Annotated in this window: 23 protein-coding genes and 1 pseudogene; 7 read left to right on the top strand and 17 right to left on the bottom strand. The window is 42.1% G+C overall.

Translation table 11 applies throughout. The features are described from left to right. Window position 1 precedes the first annotated feature (1 nt). Together ACSBQP_RS12175 and ACSBQP_RS12180 are read right to left on the bottom strand one after the other, a co-directional pair. Entirely contained in the window at window positions 2-1414 is a 1413-nt protein-coding gene (locus ACSBQP_RS12175; protein ID WP_435028444.1) for a capsular polysaccharide export protein, LipB/KpsS family, read from the bottom strand. Window positions 1415-1420: 6 nt separating this feature from the next. Then, entirely contained in the window at window positions 1421-2191 is a 771-nt protein-coding gene (locus ACSBQP_RS12180) for a glycosyltransferase family 2 protein (RefSeq protein ID WP_017360119.1), read from the bottom strand. Between the two features lie 175 nt (window positions 2192-2366). Here ACSBQP_RS12180 and ACSBQP_RS12185 point away from each other — a divergent pair, with 175 nt between their 5' ends. The 3 genes from ACSBQP_RS12185 (at window position 2367) to ACSBQP_RS12195 (ending at window position 4556) form a co-directional block, all read left to right on the top strand. Next, window positions 2367-3041: a YIP1 family protein gene (locus ACSBQP_RS12185; RefSeq protein ID WP_008343625.1), complete on the top strand. Its 675-nt coding sequence runs from the start codon at window positions 2367-2369 to the stop codon at window positions 3039-3041. Window positions 3042-3264: 223 nt separating this feature from the next. Beyond that, a complete protein-coding gene (gene gerQ, locus ACSBQP_RS12190; protein WP_007497781.1) occupies window positions 3265-3807 on the top strand; it encodes a spore coat protein GerQ in 543 nt (180 codons plus the stop codon). Between the two features lie 131 nt (window positions 3808-3938). After that, complete coding sequence (locus ACSBQP_RS12195; RefSeq protein WP_007497783.1) at window positions 3939-4556, top strand: cupin domain-containing protein; 618 nt, start codon at window positions 3939-3941, stop codon at window positions 4554-4556. Between the two features lie 42 nt (window positions 4557-4598). On the opposite strand, the gene ACSBQP_RS12200 is transcribed toward ACSBQP_RS12195, so the two are convergent. The 3 genes from ACSBQP_RS12200 to ACSBQP_RS12210 form a co-directional block, all read right to left on the bottom strand. Further along, the gene (locus ACSBQP_RS12200; RefSeq protein WP_003215282.1) at window positions 4599-4970 is read right to left on the bottom strand and encodes a DUF423 domain-containing protein; all 372 of its coding nucleotides are present in this window, start codon (window positions 4968-4970) and stop codon (window positions 4599-4601) included. Window positions 4971-5037: 67 nt separating this feature from the next. Further along, window positions 5038-6348, bottom strand: coding sequence for a purine/pyrimidine permease (locus tag ACSBQP_RS12205; protein ID WP_007497786.1), 1311 nt, complete (start codon window positions 6346-6348; stop codon window positions 5038-5040). A gap of 33 nt (window positions 6349-6381) precedes the next feature. Continuing rightward, window positions 6382-6714 carry a YwdI family protein gene (locus ACSBQP_RS12210; RefSeq protein WP_008343634.1) on the bottom strand — a complete coding sequence of 111 codons (333 nt, stop codon included), beginning with the start codon at window positions 6712-6714 and terminating at the stop codon, window positions 6382-6384. 172 nt (window positions 6715-6886) lie between these two features. Here ACSBQP_RS12210 and ACSBQP_RS12215 point away from each other — a divergent pair, with 172 nt between their 5' ends. Next, a complete protein-coding gene (locus ACSBQP_RS12215) occupies window positions 6887-8245 on the top strand; it encodes an aldehyde dehydrogenase (protein WP_074041781.1) in 1359 nt (452 codons plus the stop codon). Between the two features lie 26 nt (window positions 8246-8271). On the opposite strand, the gene ACSBQP_RS12220 is transcribed toward ACSBQP_RS12215, so the two are convergent. Together ACSBQP_RS12220 and ACSBQP_RS12225 are read right to left on the bottom strand one after the other, a co-directional pair. Continuing rightward, window positions 8272-8958, bottom strand: a complete 687-nt coding sequence (locus tag ACSBQP_RS12220; RefSeq protein ID WP_017360124.1) for a uracil-DNA glycosylase — start codon at window positions 8956-8958, stop codon at window positions 8272-8274. Continuing rightward, window positions 8955-9782 (bottom strand): glycosyltransferase family 2 protein, encoded by an 828-nt coding sequence (locus tag ACSBQP_RS12225; RefSeq protein WP_035702458.1) that lies wholly within the window; start codon window positions 9780-9782, stop codon window positions 8955-8957. The genes ACSBQP_RS12220 and ACSBQP_RS12225 overlap by 4 nt, the downstream gene beginning before the upstream one ends. A 127-nt stretch (window positions 9783-9909) precedes the next feature. Between ACSBQP_RS12225 and ACSBQP_RS12230 the strand changes: the two genes are divergently transcribed. After that, the gene (locus ACSBQP_RS12230) at window positions 9910-10215 is read left to right on the top strand and encodes a general stress protein (RefSeq protein WP_025208177.1); all 306 of its coding nucleotides are present in this window, start codon (window positions 9910-9912) and stop codon (window positions 10213-10215) included. 126 nt (window positions 10216-10341) lie between these two features. Beyond that, window positions 10342-11151 (top strand): bifunctional hydroxymethylpyrimidine kinase/phosphomethylpyrimidine kinase, encoded by an 810-nt coding sequence (locus ACSBQP_RS12235; RefSeq protein ID WP_008343648.1) that lies wholly within the window; start codon window positions 10342-10344, stop codon window positions 11149-11151. A gap of 44 nt (window positions 11152-11195) precedes the next feature. Here ACSBQP_RS12235 and ACSBQP_RS12240 read toward each other — a convergent pair whose 3' ends face one another. From ACSBQP_RS12240 to ACSBQP_RS12285, 10 genes and pseudogenes are all read right to left on the bottom strand, one after another. Beyond that, window positions 11196-12272, bottom strand: coding sequence for a chitobiase/beta-hexosaminidase C-terminal domain-containing protein (locus ACSBQP_RS12240; protein WP_435028446.1), 1077 nt, complete (start codon window positions 12270-12272; stop codon window positions 11196-11198). Between the two features lie 227 nt (window positions 12273-12499). Next, window positions 12500-13615 carry a hypothetical protein gene (locus ACSBQP_RS12245; RefSeq protein ID WP_435028447.1) on the bottom strand — a complete coding sequence of 372 codons (1116 nt, stop codon included), beginning with the start codon at window positions 13613-13615 and terminating at the stop codon, window positions 12500-12502. A gap of 200 nt (window positions 13616-13815) precedes the next feature. Further along, a pseudogene (locus tag ACSBQP_RS12250) lies at window positions 13816-14528 on the bottom strand (IS3 family transposase); the annotation flags it as partial. Window positions 14529-14658: 130 nt separating this feature from the next. Further along, window positions 14659-14913, bottom strand: coding sequence for a hypothetical protein (locus ACSBQP_RS12255; RefSeq protein WP_008359596.1), 255 nt, complete (start codon window positions 14911-14913; stop codon window positions 14659-14661). A 557-nt stretch (window positions 14914-15470) separates the two neighbouring features. Continuing rightward, on the bottom strand, window positions 15471-16589 hold the full coding sequence (locus tag ACSBQP_RS12260; RefSeq protein WP_435028448.1) for a hypothetical protein: 1119 nt from the start codon (window positions 16587-16589) through the stop codon (window positions 15471-15473). A 66-nt stretch (window positions 16590-16655) separates the two neighbouring features. Continuing rightward, the gene (locus tag ACSBQP_RS12265; RefSeq protein WP_268432330.1) at window positions 16656-17465 is read right to left on the bottom strand and encodes a septation ring formation regulator EzrA; all 810 of its coding nucleotides are present in this window, start codon (window positions 17463-17465) and stop codon (window positions 16656-16658) included. Window positions 17466-17818: 353 nt separating this feature from the next. Beyond that, complete coding sequence (locus ACSBQP_RS12270) at window positions 17819-19276, bottom strand: sucrose-6-phosphate hydrolase (protein ID WP_098680506.1); 1458 nt, start codon at window positions 19274-19276, stop codon at window positions 17819-17821. A gap of 19 nt (window positions 19277-19295) precedes the next feature. Beyond that, entirely contained in the window at window positions 19296-20684 is a 1389-nt protein-coding gene (locus ACSBQP_RS12275; protein ID WP_017360129.1) for a sucrose-specific PTS transporter subunit IIBC, read from the bottom strand. Between the two features lie 254 nt (window positions 20685-20938). After that, window positions 20939-21772: a PRD domain-containing protein gene (locus ACSBQP_RS12280; protein ID WP_026050173.1), complete on the bottom strand. Its 834-nt coding sequence runs from the start codon at window positions 21770-21772 to the stop codon at window positions 20939-20941. 51 nt (window positions 21773-21823) lie between these two features. Further along, the gene (locus ACSBQP_RS12285) at window positions 21824-22102 is read right to left on the bottom strand and encodes a hypothetical protein (RefSeq protein WP_008345478.1); all 279 of its coding nucleotides are present in this window, start codon (window positions 22100-22102) and stop codon (window positions 21824-21826) included. A 501-nt stretch (window positions 22103-22603) separates the two neighbouring features. Here ACSBQP_RS12285 and ACSBQP_RS12290 point away from each other — a divergent pair. Beyond that, window positions 22604-25027 carry a S8 family peptidase gene (locus ACSBQP_RS12290; RefSeq protein ID WP_048001147.1) on the top strand — a complete coding sequence of 808 codons (2424 nt, stop codon included), beginning with the start codon at window positions 22604-22606 and terminating at the stop codon, window positions 25025-25027. Window positions 25028-25074 lie beyond the last annotated feature (47 nt).

Below are 25074 nucleotides of genomic sequence, written 5' to 3' on the forward strand. Positions count from 1 at the left end.
TTCATCTCTGAAAATCCACGCCTGTTTTTGTTTTGAGCAGAGAAAGCAGAACATCGGTCGATTGTGCATGCGGATAATGTTCTTGAATGAAACGAGCCCCTTGCTGTTTCGCCAGCTTCATTTCTTGTTCATCCGATAAAATACGGATCGCTTTCTCGGCCAGCTCAATAGGGTTTTCCATGTGGCAGCTGCCAAGCGACTCGTAATAAGGGTATCTTCTGCCTTCTGTCATTTTTCCAATCAGTACACTCTTTTTAAAGAGCATTGCTTCCAGACCAACTGTTGATGTGAGCGTAATGACCATATCCATATACGGCAGGAGGTCATACAAGTCGATCTCTTTTTTAATTAATCTCACATGGTTCCCCGCACGCTCAATCGCTGTATAGTCATTTAAACGATTTCGAGCGATTTCCCACGGATGCGGCTTCATAATCAGCTGAATATCTTTCCGTTTTGCAATTGTTTTAAGAACATCACCGTAAAAGGCTTCTGAAAACGGCTGTGTCGCCACGAGCACAGTCTTTTTGGCAGGATTGAAGTTCAATTTACGAAAGACCATTTCCTGTTGAAGCGGTGTTCGCTCCTGCACCAAATCAAATCTCGGGTGACCTGTGATCTCCACCTGCTCAGGCTGACAGCCTTTATCTACATACCAGTCCTTTTCATATTTTCCAAACACCCCGTGGCAGGTGGTGAAAATCGGCAAAAAGGCTTCGTCTCCCATGAGCGCACCGTGCTGAAGACAAATACTTGTGAGATGGCGTTTCACAGTTTGCAAGGCGAGCACACGGCTGTAGGCGTCCTCCGTCGTACCAACAACGACAGCTGTGATCGGCTGCATCTCAAATAGCGTTTCTATTTGGTCAATCACATCAATAAAGTGCACAATGTCCTTCCGAAGCTTTTCTCTAAAAAAGACATTGCCAAAGACAGGATGCTGGGCGTAAGGTTTCAATAGAGCATTTGCTTTTTCAATATATTCAACATGGGCTTCTTTATTAACCTCTCCGGCTAATTCCGGCTTGCTGATCACCGGTAACCCGAAATAATCAGCCTTCTTCCAGCGTGCAAGCACCACTGTTTGGTTCGGATGAAACCGCGTGTAATTTTGTTCAGTAAAACGCAGGTGTTCAAAGTGAAGCAGCACCTTTCCATGACTCGGACGATAAGGGGTACGCTTGATTTGCTGTTTATGCTGATCAAAAAAGGGCTGAATGTCTTGCGGCTTTGGACAAGTCGTTGTCAGCTCTTCACCAAACGCCTCATCTTCCATACGTTCCCTCACTTCAGGACTGATGTATTGATAAAAATTACTGATTAACCCAAGGGGTATGTGGCGATAGGATAAGTCTTTCATCAGATTCACATACTCAAAGTACACTTGCCAATAATGATGAATATAATGCGACACTTAAGGTCACCTCCCATGTCTTTGTTTTAATATATGGCGGAGCTCCCTGCAGGTAGACTGCGGAGGAAGTGCTTGAATAAAATCGCTTTTCTCTTCTTCTGCCAACTGATAATGAATAGACTGTTCTGTGATGTAGTTTGTATCCAATACCTCATCAAAAGGGTAGAACGGATAAAAGTGATTTAATCTAAAAAAGAACCGGGCATCTCCTATTCGATAAAAATGCGGACTCTCGTCCCAGTAGGATCCAAACTCAGCACGAATCTTTGTTAAAATGGATGCACGATGTACAACCGAGCAGTGATCAATGGCACAAGGTGCATTCCACTGCACCGTTTGCGCAGGTCGAATCGTTTCCTTTACTGGCTCTTTTTCGCTATTTAAATAGATAACTTTTGAACTAGAATAGACAATTTCTTCATTCGGACGAGCATCTAAATATTTCGTGAGCTTCTCTAAACGGTCTGGTGCATAGACATTGTCATCTGTGGCATAGGAAATATACTCGCCCTTTGCCTGTTCTAATGCTTGATTAATGAGGACGGCATAGCGGGTTTTCGCCGTTCTTTCCTCCAGCGTTTTCACCCCGCTTTGGATAAAATGGACGCGTGGATCTTTACGGAAAGGCTCAATAGCAGCAAGAGTTTGTTCGTTTGATCCATCATCCATGATAAAAAGTTCAAGGTCTGACAAGGTCTGCTGCAGCACCGCTTCAATTGATCTGCCAACGTAGGCCGCTTTGTTGTAGCTCGTCATAATGACCGTTACTTTCGTCAATGTTTTCACCTCGGTCTCTTTTAAACTATGGTTATCATATGTGTCTCCTCTTAAAGAGACTGTAGAGTGACCTATTTTTTATAAAATTGGATTTTTTTCATGATCTATCTTTGAAAAACGTAAAAATTTTGGTAATATAAGTAATCATTTATGTGTATTAAAGGAGTAAAGAACATTGGAGTATATGAAGAGTGATCTCTCCCAAGAAGAGGAAGCAAAAGGTTTTTTTCGATTCTTTAAAATTTTTGTCGCGACAAAAACGATTATTCGCTCATATGAACATACCTCTATTCCCATGTGGCTGATGATACTCCTTGCAAGTATCGCTGGTACAAGCTGGATGTACGAAGGGTATTTTAGTGAGTATATGGGCAATCATATTCCATATCCTTTTATTCTGTTACACGGAGCAGGTTTTGGTATTTTAGTAGGCAATTTTCTTCTATTTTTCGGTTCATTCATTTTACAGTGGTTAGGACGACTGTTTTTTGGCAGTAAAGCGCCGTATCGAGATGTGCTCAAAGCTTGCACACTGACGGTCATTTTTCCTTCCACCTTATTTGCTCTTACTTGGATTATTACTGTGGGGTTGCTTGGTCCGTATACATTTGTGAAAATCTCACCCTATTTAGACCAGCACTATGAAGTATGGTATTATCTCAGCGTTTTACCACTGGTTGATGCGTATACCAAGGCATGGATATTTGGGATGGCTGTTTTAGGCCTTGTTGCTGTGATGAAGCTGAGAATATGGCAGGCCTTTATCATTGCCATCGCACCGATCGCCTTATTTTTTCTCACGATGACCCTTCTCTATGACGTCCAGCGGGCTATGAATTGGTTGATGTAAACAGGCATTCCTTAGATTGTTGGAAACCTTTGCAGTCTAGGCAGTACGAATACGGGGTTTGTCTGAATACCGAGGAACTGCACAAAGCAGTTCCTTTTTTTCGTTCAATGTACATATTCTCTCTTCCTGTCTCATAGTGTGAAAGAGAAAAAGAATGCTATGGAAACAACAGGCGCTTTTCTGCCTTCTGTTTAGAACACCATGAGGAAAGAGGAGGAACGTTATGAAATTGAAAAATCAATTTGGGCAAGGTTCGGGTTTCGAAGGTCAAGATTTTCGCCAGCAACAATATGGAGCAAATCCGTATCCTGCGCAGCAGATGGGTTATTCAGTCCCTCCCCAAACGCAGGGTCAAATGCAAGGTCAAATGCAGCAGGGGTATTCGCCAATGCCGTCTACTGGTACTTCACAAGGAGGCCAAGGTGGGCAAAGTGGCGGGCAGCCCTATCAAATTCCTTCGGGACCGATTTATCAGCAGAACGTCACCGGTCAGCTGCCGCTTGAGCAGTCCTATATTGAAAATATTTTACGATTAAACCGCGGCAAAGTAGCCACGATCTATATGACGTTTGAGGCAAGTAAAGAATGGAACTCTAAGATTTTTAGAGGGGTCATTGAGGCCGCAGGACGTGATCACATTATCATCAGTGATAACAAAACAGGGACACGATACTTATTGTTAACAATCTACCTTGATTACATTACGTTTGATGGGGAAATTCAATATGACTATCCATACTCGATGTCTACGTATTCTCCGAGATAACCTCAAGTTCATATCAGCAGCAAGGTGCAGACGCCCTTGCTTTTTTCTTTTGTCTAGGTTTTTGACACACCTTCGGGGGAAGGCTCATAAGATGCCTAGTAGTTTTTATTAAACGCCTAGAGGTGACATCAATGACTGTTGAGCTGGATTATACATCGCCGAATGTCAAATATTCATTTGATTTGAATCAAAGCCCCCTTGTGAAATATGACCAACACAACCTGATTAATGTTTTAGGAAAAAAACAATTAAATTCGCTCGATCAAGTATCTCTGCTGGATATATATTTGAGTAAAAGCAAAGTAGTAGAGCCTCATTATCATCAAAATGCTGCCGAGCTTGTTTATTGTATCGCCGGCTCTGCTGCTGTATCCATGCTGAACCCTTTTACAAAAAAGCTGTCCACCTACACCATTACCCCCGGGCAGGTAGCCAATGTGCCACAAGGCTGGTGGCATTACGAAGTCGCCTTACAGGACAAAACCCATTTGTTAGCCATTTTTAACGCATCGACACCAGAAGTCATCTTAGGTTCAGACCTTCTAACCCTCACGCCTTCTCACATCATGGCACATACTTATTGCATGAACGAAACGCAGTGGAAACAGGCGACGCAGCCTGTGAAGCCTGGTGTGTTTATCGGACCTTTCTGCCACCGGGAGGAAGAGGCACAAACTCACCCTGTCCCCCCTTCCCACTATGTACCTTATTATCAAGCACCTCCGAACTATTCTCCTTATTGGAGTTAAGAAAAAAACCGATGCCCCTATGAGAGCATCGGTTTTCCTAGCTTATAAATTTTTTGCTGCTGCAATCACTAGCATGATCCAAGAAGCGATAAATGCCACTCCGCCAATTGGTGTAATGGCACCTAATATCTTCACCTGAGTCAAGGCAAGCACATAAAGGCTTCCTGAGAAGAAAAGAATGCCTGCCAGCATCACCCAGCCAGCGGTCGGCACTAGGGAAACACCTGACAGCTTATCTGCCAGAAAGGCGACAATAAACAGGCCAATGGCATGGAACATCTGATATTGAACCCCTTTATTCCATATCTCAATATACTTTTCAGGAATTTTCCCTTCCAGTCCATGTGCACCGAAGGCTCCAAGACCAACCGCAAGCATGGCGTTAATGGCACCTAATATGAAAAATAGTTTCATTCGTCATTCTCCTTATCTCGTCAATTATGTTTATCATAGCGCGGGTCTTATCCAACATTCAACTTTCCTATGATGCTGACACGAGATTGTCGGATTTCTTCTTCTTTCGCAGCAGCACTTGATCGACCACAATTGCAATCAGCGTGCCAAGCACAAGACCATTGCTCAATAAAGAAATCAGCACAGGATGCATGCCTTTCAATGCCCCCTGCGGCACAAACATTGCGCCCACGCCTGCTAAAACAGCGATGCCAAGCACAAATCGAATGCGCGGGATGTCTTCTTTTTCATACTGATCGAATTCAGACATAGCAATCCCAATCATAGAAGAGAACACCACAAAGTTCACAGCCAGCCCCACAGGTGAAGGCAATGCAGAGAAAAAGCTCATCAATAATGGAAATAAACTAATGAGGACAATGAGCAGACTGCCAAGGAAAAATGGCTTTCTCGATGGAATTTTGGTTGTTTGTATAAAACCCGCTGCCCCTGAAATAGGGACAGGCGCAATCGCACCAATCAGTCCGCTCAGCAAATGACCAAATGCGGCGACAAAACCAGCCGGTCTGGCTCGTTTCCGCTCACGCAGTTCACCAAATGCCTTGACGGAACTTTCCACAATTCGAATACTTGCCAACATATTCACAATGAGTAAGATCGTAATAAAAAAGGACGTGACAAGCAGTCCACTGTCAAAGACCGGCATGCCAAACGGAAACAGTTTTGGAAACTCAATGATCTGCTCAGGAATGCGAACAGGCTTCGCTAGTCCGAGTAAAGCAAATAACAGCCAGCCGCCTGCAAGTGCAAATAACACAGAAAACTGTCTTAAATAATGCCATTTTGAGCGGCTGATCATGAAGGTGATGACAATAATCAAGATCGATAGACAAAAGACAAGCCCATCTACCTGATTTCCCCGATAACCGATCCCCATCAGCCCTTTCATGATTGGCTGACTTAACTGCACAACAAGCAGCAGCAAATAAATACCTGTGACAACCGGCGTAAATAAAGACGCAAGCCAATTAATGATTTTAAAAAGACTAAAAATAAAAAAGAACGCAGCACTAAAAATTAAAGCCCCTTGTAATGCTTGCAAGGTTTCAGGATATGTGGCAAAAATTGTCCCTGTCATGCCTGCATAAAGGGTATATACCCCCCACCACAGTCCTGCTGGACTTTCATTGATTGGCAGCATATGACCGCATAAACACTGCACCATCGCCACAAGTCCAAGTGAAAAGAATGTACTCTGAATCAGTTCCGCCGACTGCACTTGATTTAATTCAAATGCTTGTGCAATCGCAATCGGCACAGCAATAGAAGCTGCGATAAAAAATGCCATCCACTGAATGGCGCCCAAAAATAGTTTCAACCCGATCACCTTCCCTTTGTCGTGACAAGACCATTAAAAATCAAAAATAGAGTCACCGTTGCCATCTTTCTCTTGTTGACCCTCTTCTTTATGCTGAAATTTCTTTGCACCGCTAGTGCCCATCAATTTCTCTAGCATGGCTTGATCCGTAGACACAGCCGGTGCAGATGGTGTCTGTATAGATGGAGGTGGTGAAATAACCGAAGACTGCGGCATTTGCACCTGTGATGATGTGTCGAGAATGACATCACATAGTGAAGAAATGACCGCCGCTTGACGTTTCACCTCTTCATCATTTCCACTTTGTTTTGCTTTTTGAATGGCTTCCTCCATTTTTTGAAGCAGACTTGATATATGAATATTCAAGGGTAGACCCTCCAATCTAAAAAATTCGTTTTCCAACATTATTTTACCAAATGAACAAACCGAATGGGCTCATTTTTTCAAAGCTGTGTGCTTCTGTTCATCTGATTTGACCCTTACCCAAGATTCACACATAATAAAAAAGAAACAATATCGTCTTTGAAAGGACTGAAAGATGAGCAAACTCACTGAACTCATTCACAAACAAAAAAACGTGCAAACACCAGCGGTTCAAGATCGAATCCGTCTTCTTAACGATTTAAAAAAAGCCATTAAACATCATGAAAAGGACATATTACAAGCCTTAGCCCATGATTTACATAAATCCGAACAGGAAGCCTATACAACAGAAATTGGCATGGTATATGAAGAGATCAATCATACCGTCAAACATCTTCACAAATGGGCCAAACCATCTCGCGCGAAAACACCTCTGACCCATATCGGATCAAAAAGTATGATCATTAAGGAACCGTACGGAAGCGTTCTAATTATTGCCCCTTGGAACTATCCTTTCCAATTGGCCCTTTCGCCATTAGTTGGAGCCATTTCTGCGGGAAATGCCGTTACTTTAAAACCGTCAGAATTAACGCCGCACGTCTCAAACGTGATTGGCACGATTGTGGAAAGCGTGTTTCAAGAAGATCTTGCAGCGGTCGTTGAAGGCGGTGTGGATGTCAGCACAGAGCTTCTGAAACTGCCTTTTGATTATATTTTCTTTACTGGGAGTGTAGCCGTCGGCAAAGTCGTCATGGAAGCGGCCGCAAAACATCTCACACCTGTCACACTTGAGCTCGGCGGAAAAAGTCCATGCATTGTCATGCCTGATGCAGACATCAAACTCGCTGCGAAACGAATCACCTTTGGTAAATTCACAAATGCTGGTCAAACATGTATTGCACCAGACTATTTACTTGTTCATGAATCGATCAAAGAGGACCTATTGCGTGAAATGACGACCTGTATCCGTGACTTTTACGGGGACCAACCTGAAACAAATCCGCATTTCGGAAAAAATGTCAGCCAGCGTCATTTTGATCGACTTTCACAATTTCTCTCAAATGGCACGATTGTGACAGGCGGACAGCGCAATGAACAAGAGCACAAAATCGCACCGACCATTCTAGATCATATTACATGGGAAGATCCTGTGATGCAGGAGGAAATTTTCGGACCTATTTTGCCTGTCATCACATTTGACTCTCTTCAAGAGGCAGCTGACATGATTAAGGCAAGACCGAAGCCCCTCGCTCTTTACTTATTTACAACAAATAATGAAACAGAAGCTTATATTCTAGACAACCTCTCATTTGGCGGGGGCTGCATTAATGATACGCTGATGCATGTCGCCACTCCATACTTACCATTTGGTGGCGTTGGCGAAAGCGGTATCGGACGATATCATGGAAAAGAAAGCTTTTTCACCTTTACGCATGAAAAAAGCGTCCTGCGCCAGACCAATCGCTTTGATTTTTCTTTCCGCTATCCAAATGCGAAAAACGGACTCGACATTGTCCGTAAATTTTTAAAATAAACAGGACGAAGGGATTTCCCCTCGTCCTATTTTGATTCGATGTCCTTGATACACCAGTTGATTTCATCGATCCCCATTTGCTTTAAATAGGCGTTTACTTTTGAGAACGGACGGCTGCCAAAAAAGCCGTTTCTTGCAGAAAAAGGACTTGGATGGGGTGATTCAATGATGTAATGCTTGCTTTGATCAATACGTTCTTTTTTATTTTGCGCATGTCTGCCCCAAAGCACAAAAACGACTGGCTGATCTCGGTCATTCAGGACGTCGATGACGCGGTCTGTCACACGTTCCCAGCCTTTGCCTTTATGCGAGTTCGCTTCTCCTTTTCTTACAGTGAGCACAGTGTTTAACAGCAAGACACCCTGCTCTGCCCAGCTGACAAGCGAGCCATGGTTAGGGACCGGACAGCCGAGGTCATCCTTTAGCTCCTGAAAAATATTTCTCAAAGATGGCGGATGTTTGACACCAGGCTGAACAGAAAAGCTTAATCCGTGTGCCTGTCCTGGGCCATGATAAGGGTCTTGTCCCAAAATCACGACCTTCACATCTTCATACGACGTCAAATGGAGGGCACGATAAATGTCATCTGGCTTTGGAAACACGATCTGCGTACGATATTCTTCCTTTACCCACTCACGTAATTCCTGATAATATGGCTGTTCAAATTCACTTTTCATCACAGCCCACCAGCTATCATTTAAAAATGGCTTCATTGCGGTTGTCCTCCTTCTGTCTGCTGTGCCAATCTTGAGATCATCGGTTTTCCATCCCATACAATCTCACTCTCTGATTCTCGATTTTTCATCGCTGGTTCTTCTAATAGGACAGCAAAATTCGCTGTTGGCAAATCACCGAGCCCATGCTTTTCACTCAGGTCATCTAAATAGTTCTTCCTTGTTTCACCAAGATCACTCGACTGATTGCCCCCACCATCAAAGAACGCATAGATCACACTGGCAGCTGGCACTCGTTTGGCTCGTGCATGCTGCGTAACACGCAGGAAAAAGTCCCAGTCCCAGTAGTGATGCATCGCTGGATCAAAATAGCCGATCTCATCATGTATGCGTCGTTTGTACATACTGCCAGAAGGAACATATGTAGAAAAAACACGCATGTCCTCAATGTCCGCTGTATAAGCAAACAAACGTCTTGATACTGGAAAACGAGTCGCACCTCGTTCTTCAAACGAAACAATTTCCGCATCCGAAAAGACAAAATCAGCGTCTTCCAGCGCCTTGCTCATACGTTCAATATGACAAGGTGTAAAATAATCATCGTCATCACTCAGCATAATGACGTCACCTGTCAGCTCACGCACGCCAACATTTCTTGCGTTCACATGCTGGACATTCTCATCTAAATGAATCAAGCGAATTGGCAGCTCTGGATAGAGTTCCTGAATCACGTCCACTCGCTCTCCTGCATCATTTACGACCACAATTTCAAAAGGCTGTACGCTTTGTCTCGAGATGGATTCAAGCAGTTCACACAATGCGCTCAGCCGGTTATGTGTCACAATTAGTAAAGAAATCTTCATATCGGCCTAACTCCTTTAATAGATTCGTCTTTTTCATTAAAACATAAATCGGCTTTCTTCTCATGATATAAAAGGCGGTTTGATTGATCGAGAAAATGGGAATTTTTGATGAAAAGGAGTGATGATGATGGAATTTTTCACAGTTGAGAATAGTAAAGAAGCCAAACAGACGATCGAACAGATACAATCCACAAAGGACGATGTGTTTGTGTTTGCGTATGACCCCGAACGCTCTGATACCGTTACTGAGTACACGGAAGCAAAGAGCATGACAGCTGTCGATCAAGGGATTTTAGATCAGATCGCCAATGTCATTCGCACCAGGGATGATGAACTGATGGCCAAAATCATGTCGACCGGCGCCGATCAAGAATTAGCCTTAACGCTTTTAGAGGAGCTGAAAAAAGGGAAATTGGTGATTTGTAAAAGATAAAGAATGAGGCGTTCCATGAAGAGTGGAACGCTTTTTTATGCCGTTTCATTGTGATAAATGGAAAAGCTGATTATAATAAGGGATAGAACAGTAACTGTTACACATCACATTGGAGGTTCAGCAACTATGTCTATGAATAAAGCACTCACCATCGCAGGTTCGGATTCAAGCGGCGGTGCAGGTATCCAAGCAGATTTAAAAACGTTTCAAGAAAAAAACGTCTACGGGATGACAGCTTTAACCGTTGTCGTTGCAATGGATCCTCATAACAACTGGGATCATCAAGTGTTTCCAATCGATACATCAACCATCCGCGCACAGCTCTCAACGATCGTGGAAGGCATCGGTGTAGATGCGTTAAAAACAGGTATGCTACCAACAGTTGACGTCATTGAACTCGCAGCTGAAACGATCAAAACATATGAGCTGAAAAATGTCGTCATTGATCCCGTTATGGTATGTAAAGGTGCGAACGAAGTCCTTTACCCAGAGCACGCTGAAGCATTGCGCGAAAAGCTCACACCACTAGCAACAGTTATCACACCTAACCTTTTCGAAGCAGGTCAATTAAGCGGCATTGGCGAAATCAAAACGATGGAACAAATGGAAGAAGCCGCAAAACGCATCCATGAACTTGGTGCAAAATATGTGGTCATCACTGGCGGCGGTAAGCTAAGCCCAGATAAAGCGATTGACTTGCTTTATGATGGACAAACCTTCGAACGCCTTGAAACAGATAAGATCGACACAGAGTACACACACGGCGCAGGCTGCACATTCTCAGCCGCAGTCACAGCTGAACTAGCCAACGGCTCAGACGTGAAAGAAGCCATTTATGCAGCAAAAGAATTCATCACAGCTGCCATTAAAGGCTCTTTCCAACTAAACGAATACATCGGACCAACGAAACATTCCGCACATCGTTTGGACAAATAAAACAATAAAAACCGATCCGCCGCTTGGGTGAATCGGTTTTTTGTTTATCGTAAGCTGAATCTCTGTGCGAATAACCAATCTGTTAAGCCTGGCGTCTCATAAGCAGGCGTCCATGATGCATGATCATACCCATACTTGCTTGCATACTCGGTATAAATCGGTCTTCCACCAGCTTTTTGAATCGCTTGAATTGTATTTCTCGCATAACTGATAGGAATAATGGAATCATCCTCTGCATGAAATGCCCATATTGGCTTGTTCGCTAAAATTCCTGCCTTACTTGGATCTGCACCCCCCGCAATAGGAATCATCGCTGCAAACAAACGAGGATATGTGATGTTCAACTGATACGAGCCAAATCCGCCTTGAGATAAACCAGTCGCATAAATCCTTTTCTGATCAATCTTATAAGAAGTTAACACATGCTGAAGCACTTCATACGCTTTGTGTAAATCTGGTGAAAATTGAAACACATTTGTCAGGTCGATCTCATTTTGCGCGTTTCTTGTTAAAGCAAAACCCCCATCCACAGCATTTCGAGCCTGAGGTGCTAGTACGTATGCAGGATGTTTCTTTTGAACTTCAGGAGAAGCCCATAAAACTGCACCATCATTTGCAAGTAACTGCTTTTGATTATCAGTCCCCCGCTCCCCTCCTCCATGTAAGAACAAGACGAGAGGATAAGCTTTACCCCTCTTATGATTTTTCGGAATGTATAACCGATAAGGCATTCCTTGATATTCAAAAGATAAAAATGATGAGGCAATGTCCTCTCGTGTGACAAAACGATAATTGTATGTAGACGTAGCTAAGCGATGTCTATTTTTGTAAACGCTTACTTTTAAAGTCGTATCGGTATCAATTTGAACAGGCTTTGTATATCGCTGACTTTGAGTTGTCGGCTGGCTGCCATCTGTTGTGTAATAAAGAGAAGCTTTTGGCACCTGGGAATGGAGTGCCACCTCTTGTGAGCGATAATATTGACCAGATGGTACGGAGGCAGTAGGTGTAAAAAATGATGTGTGTTGCGTTCGGGCAGATGAAACGGAAGGATGAAGAAAACTCATAGAAAATAGCACAATGATAAAGGTGATCAGACATTTCTTGGTTGCATGGTTCATATCGTTCCTCCTGTATATGCTCAGATGAATTTTTATTTATTTTGTATCATGACAAAAGAAATGTCAACGCTTTCATTTAAATTTCTGAATGATCTGACTAAAATAAAAAAATTCACAAGTAGATATAAAAAAGACCTGACTGAGTTTCAGCCAGATTCATGAAGGGGTCAATCTAATTCTATCAATACACAAAGTATAAAGTTACCCAACTATCTATCGTTGCTAAATCAAATAGTTTCACCGATTTTGTTAAGCGTAAGTCTTACATAATCTGTTGTAATAGCCTGCCCACTAGTATTCGTTAATCGAATTGTCTGTCCTGCAAAAATTGCACCTGTAAAACCGATAGCTGTTACTTCTTGACCAGCTGTGGTTCCCCTAACTCTACCACCAGCGATTGATGTAATACCATCGATTACTACATCAATTCCAAGAGGACCAGCTTGCCCAGCGACAGCAGAAACAATTGCATTTATATCATAATTACCACTTTGTTGTATGGTAAAAGTATCTGGTGCAGTAAAAGTTACATTATTCAAGAATTGATTCCCTACTAGTGAGAAATTACCATCATTAGCAACAGTTTGAGTATCAGTATTAACAGTAGAAGCAGCGGCAGTTACTAATAGTATTGTAACTCCTGTGGCTCCTGTGGCTCCCGTATCTCCTGTGGCGCCGGTCGCTCCGGTAGTACCTGTATCTCCTGTAGCACCGGTTGCTCCTGTAGCACCGGTCGCTCCTGTTCCTGTTGCTCCTGTGGCACCCGTATCTCCTGTGGCTCCTGTCGCTCCGGTTGCTCCTGTATCTCCTGTAGCACCGGTCGCTCCTGTTCCTGTTGCTCCTGTAGCACCCGTATCTCCTGTAGCACCGGCCGCTCCTGTTCCTGTTGCTCCAGTTGCGCCCGTATCTCCTGTGGCTCCTGTCGCTCCGGTTGCTCCTGTATCTCCTGTAGCACCGGTCGCTCCTGTTCCTGTTGCTCCAGTTGCGCCCGTATCTCCTGTGGCTCCTGTCGCTCCGGTTGCGCCTGTATCTCCTGTAGCACCGGTCGCTCCTGTTCCTGTTGCTCCTGTGGCACCCGTGGCGCCCGTATCTCCCGCAGCTGCTAACAATGTATAATCTGGAGACGTACCTGGCGTACCTGTTGGTGAAGCTGTATTCGCCGCATACGTACTTCCATCAAATGTCACCACTTGACCTACTGGATAGGATGGGGCATCTGCTGGATCAAATGCTACGATACCAGTTAAGCCTAAACCGGTCGCTCCTGTTGGACCTGTTGGACCTGCTGCACCCGCTGGACCTGCTGGACCTCTCCTACCTGTCCGACCTTGAATAACACACACACACGGATCCTTTCCACAACATGGGTTTTTCCTTACTCTCTTACAGGTATCACACTCCCAACCGTAATCTTCATGCGAGTCATACCAACTTCCTCTTTTATTAGATGGACATGATTTTCTACAATGTCTACATCTTTTCATAAGATCACCTCAAGATCATACTATTAAGTAATATGATTTTGGTTCTGATCAATTAACCGCAAATACGTGATGTCCGTGACTGTTTTTCAAGAGGGCAATCAGACTGAAAATTCCGATCCAGTATATTACCAGCCACTGCATAGGGCTGCCCATTCTTCTTACGGCTTTTCATTTTAACCCAGCATTGCCACTGGTTTTTCTGCATGATACGTTGAACAGTTTTATGGTTAATACGCATTCCCATTTTTAGTATGGCTGTGATTTTCCGATAACCATATCGATATTTGTGCTTTCGGCACAACGTGCCGACCTGTTTCTCTAGTTGTCTTTTAGAATGATTCTGAGTCAGATTCTTTTTCCATCTATCATACGAAGTGCGCGAGATGCCTAAATGGAAACAGATGTCCTGTACCGTCATCGTTTTGCACAATTCATCTACCAGTTTGATTGACGTTTCCTTATCAACTTCCTTTCCAATTCGTTGTACTTTTTTAAAACTTCATTCTGTTGACTCAAATAGCGATTTTCTGCCCGCAGTCTCTCTAATTCGGAAGAGTACTCGGGGCCCTTTACATACATAGGAATATTGTTTTCCAACAGGTTGTTCGAACCGGTGTGTATCCCCAGCTTTATGCCATCTCACCCATGTCTGAACCTGCGTCTTATTCTTGATATTCAATTCCTGCATGATCTCTTTCATAGGTACGCCTGCCAATCTCATTTCCACAGCCTTCTTTTTGACTTCAACCGGATAACTCACTCTTGTCCCCATAGAAAAAACACCTCCATGTTTTATTTCGGATCACAACGATCCGTTTTCAAACTTGAAGGTGTTTTTTATTTGTCTCATCTTATGGGGTCAGTCCCGCTCCCAGGTACACTCTTTCACCATAATTTTTCACCTACTTTTGCTGATCGGATTCCTTCGCCATTTTTCGAATAAAGGCTTCAATAGATTCAACAAATAAGGCATATTCTTTCATTTGTTTATACGTATCTGACAGCTTCTCTTTTAATTCTTCCTGCTCTAGAGAAGGTTCACCGAGAATAGATTGGACTTGAATCAGCAATTCTTTATATTCTTCACGTTTATCTTCAACATGATCTGCCATTGTCTCCAAGCGTTTTCTAGTCGTCGGCTGCTGTTTTGAATTCAAGTAAACAACCCCTTTTTGTCCTACCGCATTTGGATAAACGTCAGCCTCAGCTGTATATATTTTAAAATGATACCATAATTGAACCTGTTATCATATATGTAAAACGTCATTAAACCGCTTCAGGCCAACCTTGTATATACATGATATAGGCTTTAAGATACAGGCTGATCTCACTAGAAAAAGCAGATCATTGATCTGCTCAGATTGTAGAGAAAGCCATGTTTTTATACAATTTTTTGCGTAAGTATGATGAAGTGCTTTAATGAAAAAAAGTCTCCCATAAACCGAACATTTTTTCACAAGCAACATTTATTTTTTGCAAAAATGAACGACAGTTCTGATTGAGTTTATCCTCTTTCTATTGACAACTGTAAGACTAAGTATAATCATATGAAAATGGTTGATGTGATAAATGTGATCATTAGAACCACATAAACCTTCTTAAAAATTAAATAGCCAATAACTCCCCAAGCTAAATACAACAACGGCAATGTGAATAACACAAGACCCATGGGTTGAAGATCATGTAAGTAAATATACTCCACTCTCCTATACAGCTATCTTATAACTTCCATGCTTGTCATTTCCCAATCTTTATCAGATTTTAGTGATATCTCTTTAGATTCCTTGCTTTCAATATTATATTCAATAATTCTGCCAATAGTCCCATTTTTATCCCTGTCAGACATCTTTACCAATGCAAAAACCTTGTCATCTAAAATCTTAACATCTTCTAAATGCTCGTTATCTGATTTTAAATTAAGTGGAATCTTTTCAGAAGATATCTCTTTGAGGTCTTTGTTGAATGTCTTGACTTCTCCTTCATAGGAGGCTATCGTGACTCTATCCTTGTCTACATTAGTCTTGTAGATAGTGAAGCCTTCATCCATGACAATCTTTCTTTTCGTATCTAGAGTTCTATTGTCGAGTATAACCAACATAGAATTTTGCTTACTGTCAACGGCATCATTTACGGCAACCAACAATTCTTTATTGTTTAATGACTTCAAAGATTCATTGTTGTCAGGGAAGAAGACCGAGTCCATGTTTATCTCTTTTCGTTTTTCTTTATGATTTTTTGGGTCTATGGAAGACGCTATAACACTATCGTTATTATTATTAATAACGGCATATATTTTCCCATCTTCAAATACTGCCGAAGTCAACGACCCTTCAAGTTCAACCTGTTTCTTATCGTCACCATCTTCTTTCCAGTAGACTAATTCTCCTACTAAGCCATCCTCTGTAAAACCAACGTTAATGTCGTGTAAAACATACCCATTAGAGTAGTTAATAAAGAATGCGCCCTCGTCATCTGTAGATTTTGAAAGTGATTTTGTACTCAAAGCCTTTACCTTTCCAGTCTTCTTATTTAAAGACACATGATAGTTAGACCTGTTGGATGAAAAGTAGATATTATGATTGCTCTGAGTAGATGAGGTAAATCCCACGCAGTCTTTCATTATTATACTCGACAATTTCTTTCCTTCATCGTTGTAGTTAACCATCTCGCATCCTCTGTCCATTGCCTGCGAATATATGATAGCAAATTTACTATCTTTCATATGGCTCAATTCTTCCTTAGGAGAGTCCCCCGCAGCCTCCTCTTTTTTTGAACATGCTGAACAAACAAGTGCTATGGCGCAAGCAAATAAAAATAACTTAAAGTATTTCATTCAATCATCTCCTTTCGATTTTAAACAAGCAAAGCAATCGGGGAAAATCCCCGACTGCTTAATAACTTACTTTTTATGATAAAAAACCTTCGTGTTGTTAGAGTTTACTAATTCCATTGGCGACACGATTAAATCGTTTTTATAATGGTCAATATCGTGACCTTGATTTTTCCAGGCTCTCCAAGCTAATTGAGAGCAATAGAATTTTTTTGTAGTTTTCTTGTCAAACCAGTTCAGATTGTATGGCTTCTTTTGATTAGCTTGTTTTTCAGCATACTTAGCTGCATTTACATATTTGGTATTATTAGACTTCTTTACCCACAGCCCATATACCTTCTTTCTTTTTCCCCAAGTATTATTATAGAATCTAACTCCATGCTGTTTAATTGGACTCCAACTTTTGTGCCAAGACTCTACGGTATTTGTCTTAGTTCTCGACACAACAGCCGCATGTCCAAAGCCAAACGCCGAACTACCTGAATTCAAGTCGTAGCTAACCAATACATCGCCTTTAGTCCCTAATGCAGTAGCATTTGTATTCATCTTTTCTTTTTCTTCATTGTACTTAGGTAGATACTCATCAATCACACCATCTTTGATATATTGTTCGATATCTTTCTGCGACTCTTCGAATATCTCTTCTGCTTTTGCTTCCGTAGATACAGAATCATATTCCTTTTTGCTCATCTCTTGAAGTTCTTTAATCTGTTCAGAGGTCATTCCCTCTGCCTTCATTTCTTCTATTTCTTCTTTGACTCTTTCATCGTTCATAGAAGGAAATACATCTTTCGCTTGCGCATTTCCCTCCAATCCAAATCCAGTGAATAATACAGATGCCGACAACAAGGATGTGACAATAACATTATGTTTTTTCATATTACTACCTCCAATTACTTTTTAGTGTGGTCCACATTTACCATATTATTAGTTAATATGGATTATGTAAACATAAATAGAATTTTAAGGATATTTTAATATGTAATGAATTGACATGTTAATTTTGAGTGAATTTTTAAATTAAAAAAGAGACTATTCGTAATAGTCTCTTTTTCACTCAGGTACATTTTCTTATTGCCTACTCGATCCAACATCTTGATGACTCTCTCATAATGACAACCTGTTTCCTCTAATTCTCTCTTGAAACATCAATGTCTAGGAGTGGCTTCTTTTTTCTTTAGAATTAACCAAGGCGTAGCAGACGTAGACATTTTCTCTACTTGTTTAGCAGATCAATGATCTGCTTCTTTTTGCAAATGCCACGTCTTCAATTTAAGCTTCGTTTCATTTCTACCACTGATGGAGATTGATTTATTTCCCGGGGAAGGAAAGTAACGTGCAGTAAATACTTCCCGGCCTCCGTTGACAAAAATCTCAATCGATGATGCATCAATAAAGATATGCAAATCCTGTAATTCCTCAATTTCTACTTCACGAACTTCCTTTGTTCGATCTTCAAATCGATCTCGCTCTAACGTTAGTTTGCCTTCATCTTTATCATAAATGATACGAGCAGCAGCACGGATACAGCATTCAAACCCTTTTTGTGTTTCAATTTGATCAATGAATACCTCTGCGCTCGTCAAATCTTCAACAGGAATGGAATGAACAGATCGTTTAACGTGAAAAACATGCTCCTGCTCATTTGTCCGCATAGATCGAAGTTCACTTACCGGCTGTTGAATAAGACGTCCTTCATCATCTAAACGAAGCTCTCTCGGAATCGTCAAGCAATGGATCCATTGATAAGAGATGGTTGGATGATGCTCTTCCCCTTGATCTGGTACACCCATCCATCCCATTAAAATGCGTCTACCCGATTCATCTTGGAAAGTCTGCTGTGCATAAAAGTCAAAGCCACGATCTAGCTCCTCAAACGCTCCATGCGTATATTGGTAGGTACGATCATCCAATGTACCAACAAAATAACCAGATTGATGTGTATTGTTGTATTTGAATCCATCAGGCTTCAGCCCCTGTGGTGACACGATCAATACATCCTGACCGTCTAATTCAAACAGATCTGGACATTCCCACATGTATCCGAAATGATCTAAACCATTCTTTCCACTGCCTGCAATAATGCCTTGAAACGTCCAATTGTCTAATGTATCAGATGTGAATAAGACAAGATGTCCTTTGAGATCTTCACTTTGTGCTCCAAGGACCATGTACCACTTTCCATTCCGCTTCCACACCTTCGGGTCACGAAAATGTGCAGTGAATCCCGCTGGCAAAGTCGCCACGACACCTTTTTTCTCAAAATGAATCCCATCCTCTGACACAGCTAAACATTGATATGTCTCACGATTTCCTTGCTCATCACGGACATTTCCGGTATACATCACATACATACGACCATCATCAATGACTGCACTGCCAGAATAACATCCATTCTGATCAAACCAATCACTTGGCGTGAGGGCAGCCTCTTCATGCTGCCAATTCACTAGATCGGTTGATGTGTAGTGACCCCAGAATTTTGCCCCATGTCCTGTTTTAAATGGCTGCCATTGATAAAACACATGGTAGACTCCCTTCCACTGAATCAATCCATTCGGGTCATTTAAAAGACCGACTGGCGGCATTAAATGGAAGTTCTGACGGTACACATCTTTTTTCACCAAATGCTCATAGTTTCGAATACGATCTGTTACCTTTTGACGAAGTGCTGCGTCCGTTGTTGTCATCACTGTGACCACTCCTTGATTATTTTTCGACTTCTTTGACTTTAAAGATGATGGTAAGAATAAATGAAACAGCAACAGCTATTAACATACCAATAACATAATTTACCACATTTTGTAAACCAAATGGGGCTGCAATGGCAATCATCGGAATCCCTGTTAAACCATAAGCGTTGGCGGCTACCTTCGTGAAGACGACAAACGCCCCGCCTAATGCGCCTCCGATCATTGCAGCAATAAATGGCTTACGATAACGAAGATTCACACCGAATATGACCGGCTCTGTAATACCTAAGAAAGCAGAAAATGCTGCTGGTAATGCAATTTCTTTTGTTTTTGCACGCTTTGCTAAGAAAAAGACCGCTAGCCCAGCTCCGCCTTGAGCGACGTTAGACATGGCCCAGATCGGCAGCAAATAATTCCGTCCAATATCATTCAGAAGTCCTGCCTCAATCGCATGGAAGCTATGATGAACACCTGTCAGTACAATTAAAGAATAAGCGCCTCCGAAAATCAGTCCAGCTAAGAATCCTGCATGGTCATAAACATAAGTGAGTGCATTCGAGATCCCTGTACCAAGCATTCTCCCTAGCGGTCCTACAGCAATAAACGTCACAAATCCAGTCACAATCACCGTCACAAACGGCGTCACAAGTAAATCAATACTGTTCGGCACAACTTTTCTTAAATTCTTTTCAATCACGCACATGATATACACAGTTAATAACACGGGAATGACCGTTCCTTGGTAACCAAGAAGCGCAATATCAAAGTTGAATAGATGCATATATTCTGGTTTTGCGTCTGTCAGTCCCCATGGATTCAGCAAGCTCGGGTGAATCATAATGCCCCCAATGACGGCTCCTAAATATGGATTTCCACCAAACTCTTTGGCTGCACTAACCCCAATTAAAATCGGTAAAATGATAAAGGCAGCACTTGAGAACATATCTAGCATTTGGAAGATGGCAGAGCTTGGATCAGCCCATTTGAAGGCTTTCATCATGCCTAATAGGCCCATTAATAAACCGCTTGCTACAATCGCTGGAATAATTGGTACAAAAATATTCGATAGCGTCTTGGCAAAACGTGCAAGTGGATTCATTTTTTGCTTCACGGCTTCATCATGGCTGGCAGGTTTTTGATTCTCGTCGTTTGCCTCAAGACCCGTCTCACGCGCAAAAGGCTCATATACTTTGTTGACAGAACCTGTTCCAAATATGATCTGGAATTGACCCGAGCTTGAGAAGGCACCCTTCACACCCTCAAGTTCTTCAATGGCATCTTTGTCAATCAACGCCTCATCTTTCATCACCAATCGGAGTCGTGTGGCACAATGTGTTGCGCTAATGACATTTTCTTTGCCGCCTAATAATGTTGTTAATTCTTTGGCTGTTTTTTGATAATCCATGTTGTCTCCCCCTTTTTTAAAACAAAAAAGACCTAAAATTCACCAACGATGAAAGGACATACACGTCCCCTCGTTACGCAAATTTTAGGTCTTGCCTGCCTGACAGTCACAATCCCACAATATTAGTTTTTGATTACGCTTTCATCATAGTATAAGAGCGTGACCTGCGTCAACCTATTTTTTCGAATCAAATGACCCATATACACTAATTAGAGTAGTGTGCATAAAAAAAAGCCTGCGGACAGGCACAACCTTTACACCAATTCGGCATCCTGCAGACGCTGGACATGCAGCGTGATGTAGCCGATCTCCGATTCAGGGAGATGAAGTCCATATTCTTTTTTCAGCAAATCAGCCAGTCCAAGTGCACACCGGTAAGCCGAATCATACTTTGTTTGGATAAAAGTCAGCATGTCATCGTCCATGATTTGAAATGCTTCATTCGATTCCAACCTGCCTAATGCATACCTCAAATGTGTCACAAGCCGCTGATATGAAATACTATCCTCATCAATCGAGCGCTCAAAAACGCTTTCGATATGCTCGATCATTTCTTTGATCATCGTTGTGTATTTGACCGTCTTCTTCATGGACTCCGTATTCATTTTGGCCGTATGAATATGAAGTGCCACATACCCTGCCTCATCGTCCGGCAGGTCAACCCCAAGCCGCTCCTTTACATAACGAATGGCATACTTTCCAATATCATATTCCTGCTTATATAAGACTTTGATCTCACCAAGCAATTTATTATATAAGACAATGCCTTTTTGAACGCGTTCAATGGCAAAGGATAAATGATCTGTCAGTGAAATGTGGATATGATCACTGAGCGGCATCATGAGTTCACCCTCTGCATAACTAATAATATGCTCTGCCACCTCAATATGCGCTTCTGGCAATGTCGCAAGAATTTGTTTGAATTTCTCATTTTCTTCACGCACAACAAAAATCTTCTCTATTTTTTGAACGGGAACGACGTCATTTTTCCCCTTCTGAAAAGCAATTCCGGGCCCCATCACAATTTTCTCCTGATCACCCTCCTTTACAACCACTGCATTGTTATTCAATATTTTATATATCTTCAAGGGGCATCCTCTCCCACAGATAACGTGTCTTATGTGGGATTTTACCCTGTTTCAACTTTTCTGTAAAGATAAGAACGGACCGGCACGAGCCTCTCTCGTTGTCTTTTCATAAAGCATCATCAGACTTTCTTGAAACGGCTTTTCTATCCTGCGCTTCTTCTTCTTTTCATCTGCCAGTTTCTCTAGCTTTCTCTCATTCACCGCAAGAAAGAATCCTCCATCCACTGCTGCCACTTTCACCCCTTGCTTCTTCAGCAGCTCACCAGGATTCACAAGCACATTCATCACAAAACCAAACCATACACTCAACCAGTTCTTCCATTTCTTCACTGAACATCCCTCCGATTTACTTAGAATCTAGCAGTTCTAGCAAATTAACTGTTCCTATCATATCCCGAGAAAAAAGAGAGGTTTGTCACAATCTGGGTGAAAAAACGAACTAGTTTTCAGAAGTTTTGTTGAAAAGTGCAGAAGATGATCATGTTCCACAATGTTTCTATGAAAATTTTATACACACACTATCCCAAAGATAAGCACATCTTATCAACAGGGTTTATCCACATATCAACACCCTCTTACTAGATTTTGTGTATGAGATTTTTTTATTTTCCATATATATATCTGAATAATCGAGTTATCAACAGATTATTGTGCATAAGTGTGACTTTATAAACAAAATAGTTCTTTATGACTATGTAAAATAAGACCATTTTAGTAAAGGAATTGGTTTCATCGTATGGAATACTTAATAACGGGCAGTGAATCTTTCCTATTTATCCACAAAAAGAAAGGCTATCTCCCTAAATACACAGCTAGAAAGGGGAAAATTAATTGAAAAAAGTAATCTCTCGTTCTTCTGTTCTATTGTTCTCCACTATTTTTACCTTATCCACATTCTTTTCAGGTCAGGCTGCTGCCGCTCCATCGAACAAACAGGTGGAACTGGAAAAAGCAGAAATCTTCGGCGAAATCAATGTTAAGTCTAGAAAACACACCACTGTCATTGTTGAATTAAAGGAAAAATCCTTAGTTGAAGCCAAGCAAGAAGGCGAAGCACAAACAAAGGCCTCCCTCAAAAAATCTCGAACGAAAGTAAAGAATGCAGCACTCAAAAAGCTAGATAAAGCGAGTGTTCATCAAGAATATGAAAAAGTCTTCTCTGGTTTCTCTATGAAACTTCCTGCAAACGAAATCCCGAAACTACTCGCAGTTGACGGAGTAAAAGCCGTTTATCCGGATGTTACATATCAAACAGATGAAGTGAAAAAGAAAAGCGTCCAGCTTCCAAATGAGGATGTCTCTCCACTCATGGATAAAAGCGCCCCATTTATCGGTGCACCAAAAGCTTGGGATGCCGGCTACTCTGGAAAAGGAGTAAAAGTCGCTGTCATTGATACTGGAGTAGATTATACCCACCCTGATTTAAAAGGAAACTTCGGATTATACAAAGGCTATGACTTTGTTGATAATGACTATTCTCCACAAGAAACACCAAAAGGAGATCCTAGAGGCGAATCGACAGATCATGGTACACACGTCGCAGGAACAATTGCGGCAAATGGACAAATTAAAGGTGTCGCAAAAGATGCTACCCTTCTCGCCTACCGTGTCCTTGGACCAGGCGGATCAGGAACAACTGAAAATGTCCTAGCAGGCATCGACCGGGCTGTCACTGACGGAGCCGATGTCATGAACCTCTCTCTTGGAAACAGTGTGAATAACCCTGATTATGCAACAAGCATCGCACTTGATTGGGCTATGTCAGAAGGGGTTGTCGCTGTCACATCAAATGGAAACAGCGGGCCAAACAGCTGGACCGTTGGATCTCCTGGGACATCAAGAGATGCTATTTCTGTCGGAGCCACTCAGCTTCCGTACAGTCTATACAACGTGAAATTCCCGAACTATTCAACAGCAAAAGTGATGGGCTACTATCAAGAAAATGATTTAAAAGCACTTGACCAAAAACAAGTCACACTCGTCCAAGCAGGCATCGGTGACGAAAAAGCTTTTGAAAACATCGATGTCAAAGGAAAGGTGGCAGTGATTGAACGTGGAGCCATTGCCTTTGTTGATAAAGTGGACAATGCGAAAGCTGCTGGTGCGATTGGCGTTGTCATGTACAACAATACCGATGGAGAAATCCCTGTGGATGTACCAGGTCTGGCCCTTCCGACGATTAAGCTTTCAAAAGCGGAAGGAACAGCGCTTGTTAAAGCCATTGAGGCTGGTAACAATACAACGACTTTCTCGATTCAATTTGTGAAAGAGTTAAGTGAACAAGTCGCTGACTTCTCATCTCGCGGACCTGTTGTCGATACGTGGATGATCAAACCAGATCTTTCAGCACCTGGCGTGAGTATTGTCAGCACCATTCCGACACACGATCCTTCTCAGCCATACGGCTATGGATCGAAGCAAGGAACAAGCATGGCATCTCCTCATGTAGCCGGAGTAGCAGCGATTATTAAACAAGCAAAACCATCGTATTCTACAGAGCAAATTAAAGCGCTGATGATGAATACAGCAGAAACATTGTATGACCCAAATGGCAGCCCGTTCCCTCACAATACGCAGGGCACAGGCAGCGTTCGAATCATCGAATCACTTCAAGCGTCTTCTATTGTGTCTGATGCAAGCTATTCGTACGGCACTTTCTTAAAAGAAAAGGGCGTTCAAATCAAAACGAAGAAGTTCAAAGTAGAAAACCTGTCAAAAGCACCGAAAACCTATACCATTGATTACAAGTTCGATGGCAACGGCATTAGCACAAACGGCACGAAAAAAATCACAGTAAAAGGGAATTCCACAGGGTCCTTTACTTCCGCAGTACAAGTGAATTATGGAAAAACGAAAAAAGGAACGTACCAAGGCAGTATCACCATTCGCGAAAATGGCAGAAAGGTCACTGAAATCCCTACTTTATTGATTGTAAAAGAGCCTGATTACCCGCGCGTCACTTCGGTTTCCGTAGAGCCGGATAACCGTGCTGGAAGCTATGTCATTAGCAGCTATCTCCCAGGCGGTGCTGAAAATCTTGCATTCCTCGTCTACTCGACAGATGGAGAGTATTTAGGTGAAGCAGGAGTTTATCAACATGTTGATAAAGGAGAGCATCGTGTGAAATGGAATGGCACGATCAATAAAGGACAGAAGTTAGAAGCAGGTGAGTATACAATGCTTGCGTATGCGAGCCTGAAAGGCAAATCAGATACGGTTCAAACGAAAGAACCATTCGATATTTATCCTGAATAAACAAGAATCACATAAAAAGCCTTGTATGAGCCCATCAGCTCAACAAG

Source organism: Bacillus sp. G402 (genome assembly GCF_051172515.1).
Classification (GTDB): Bacteria; Bacillota; Bacilli; order Bacillales; family Bacillaceae; genus Bacillus; species Bacillus altitudinis.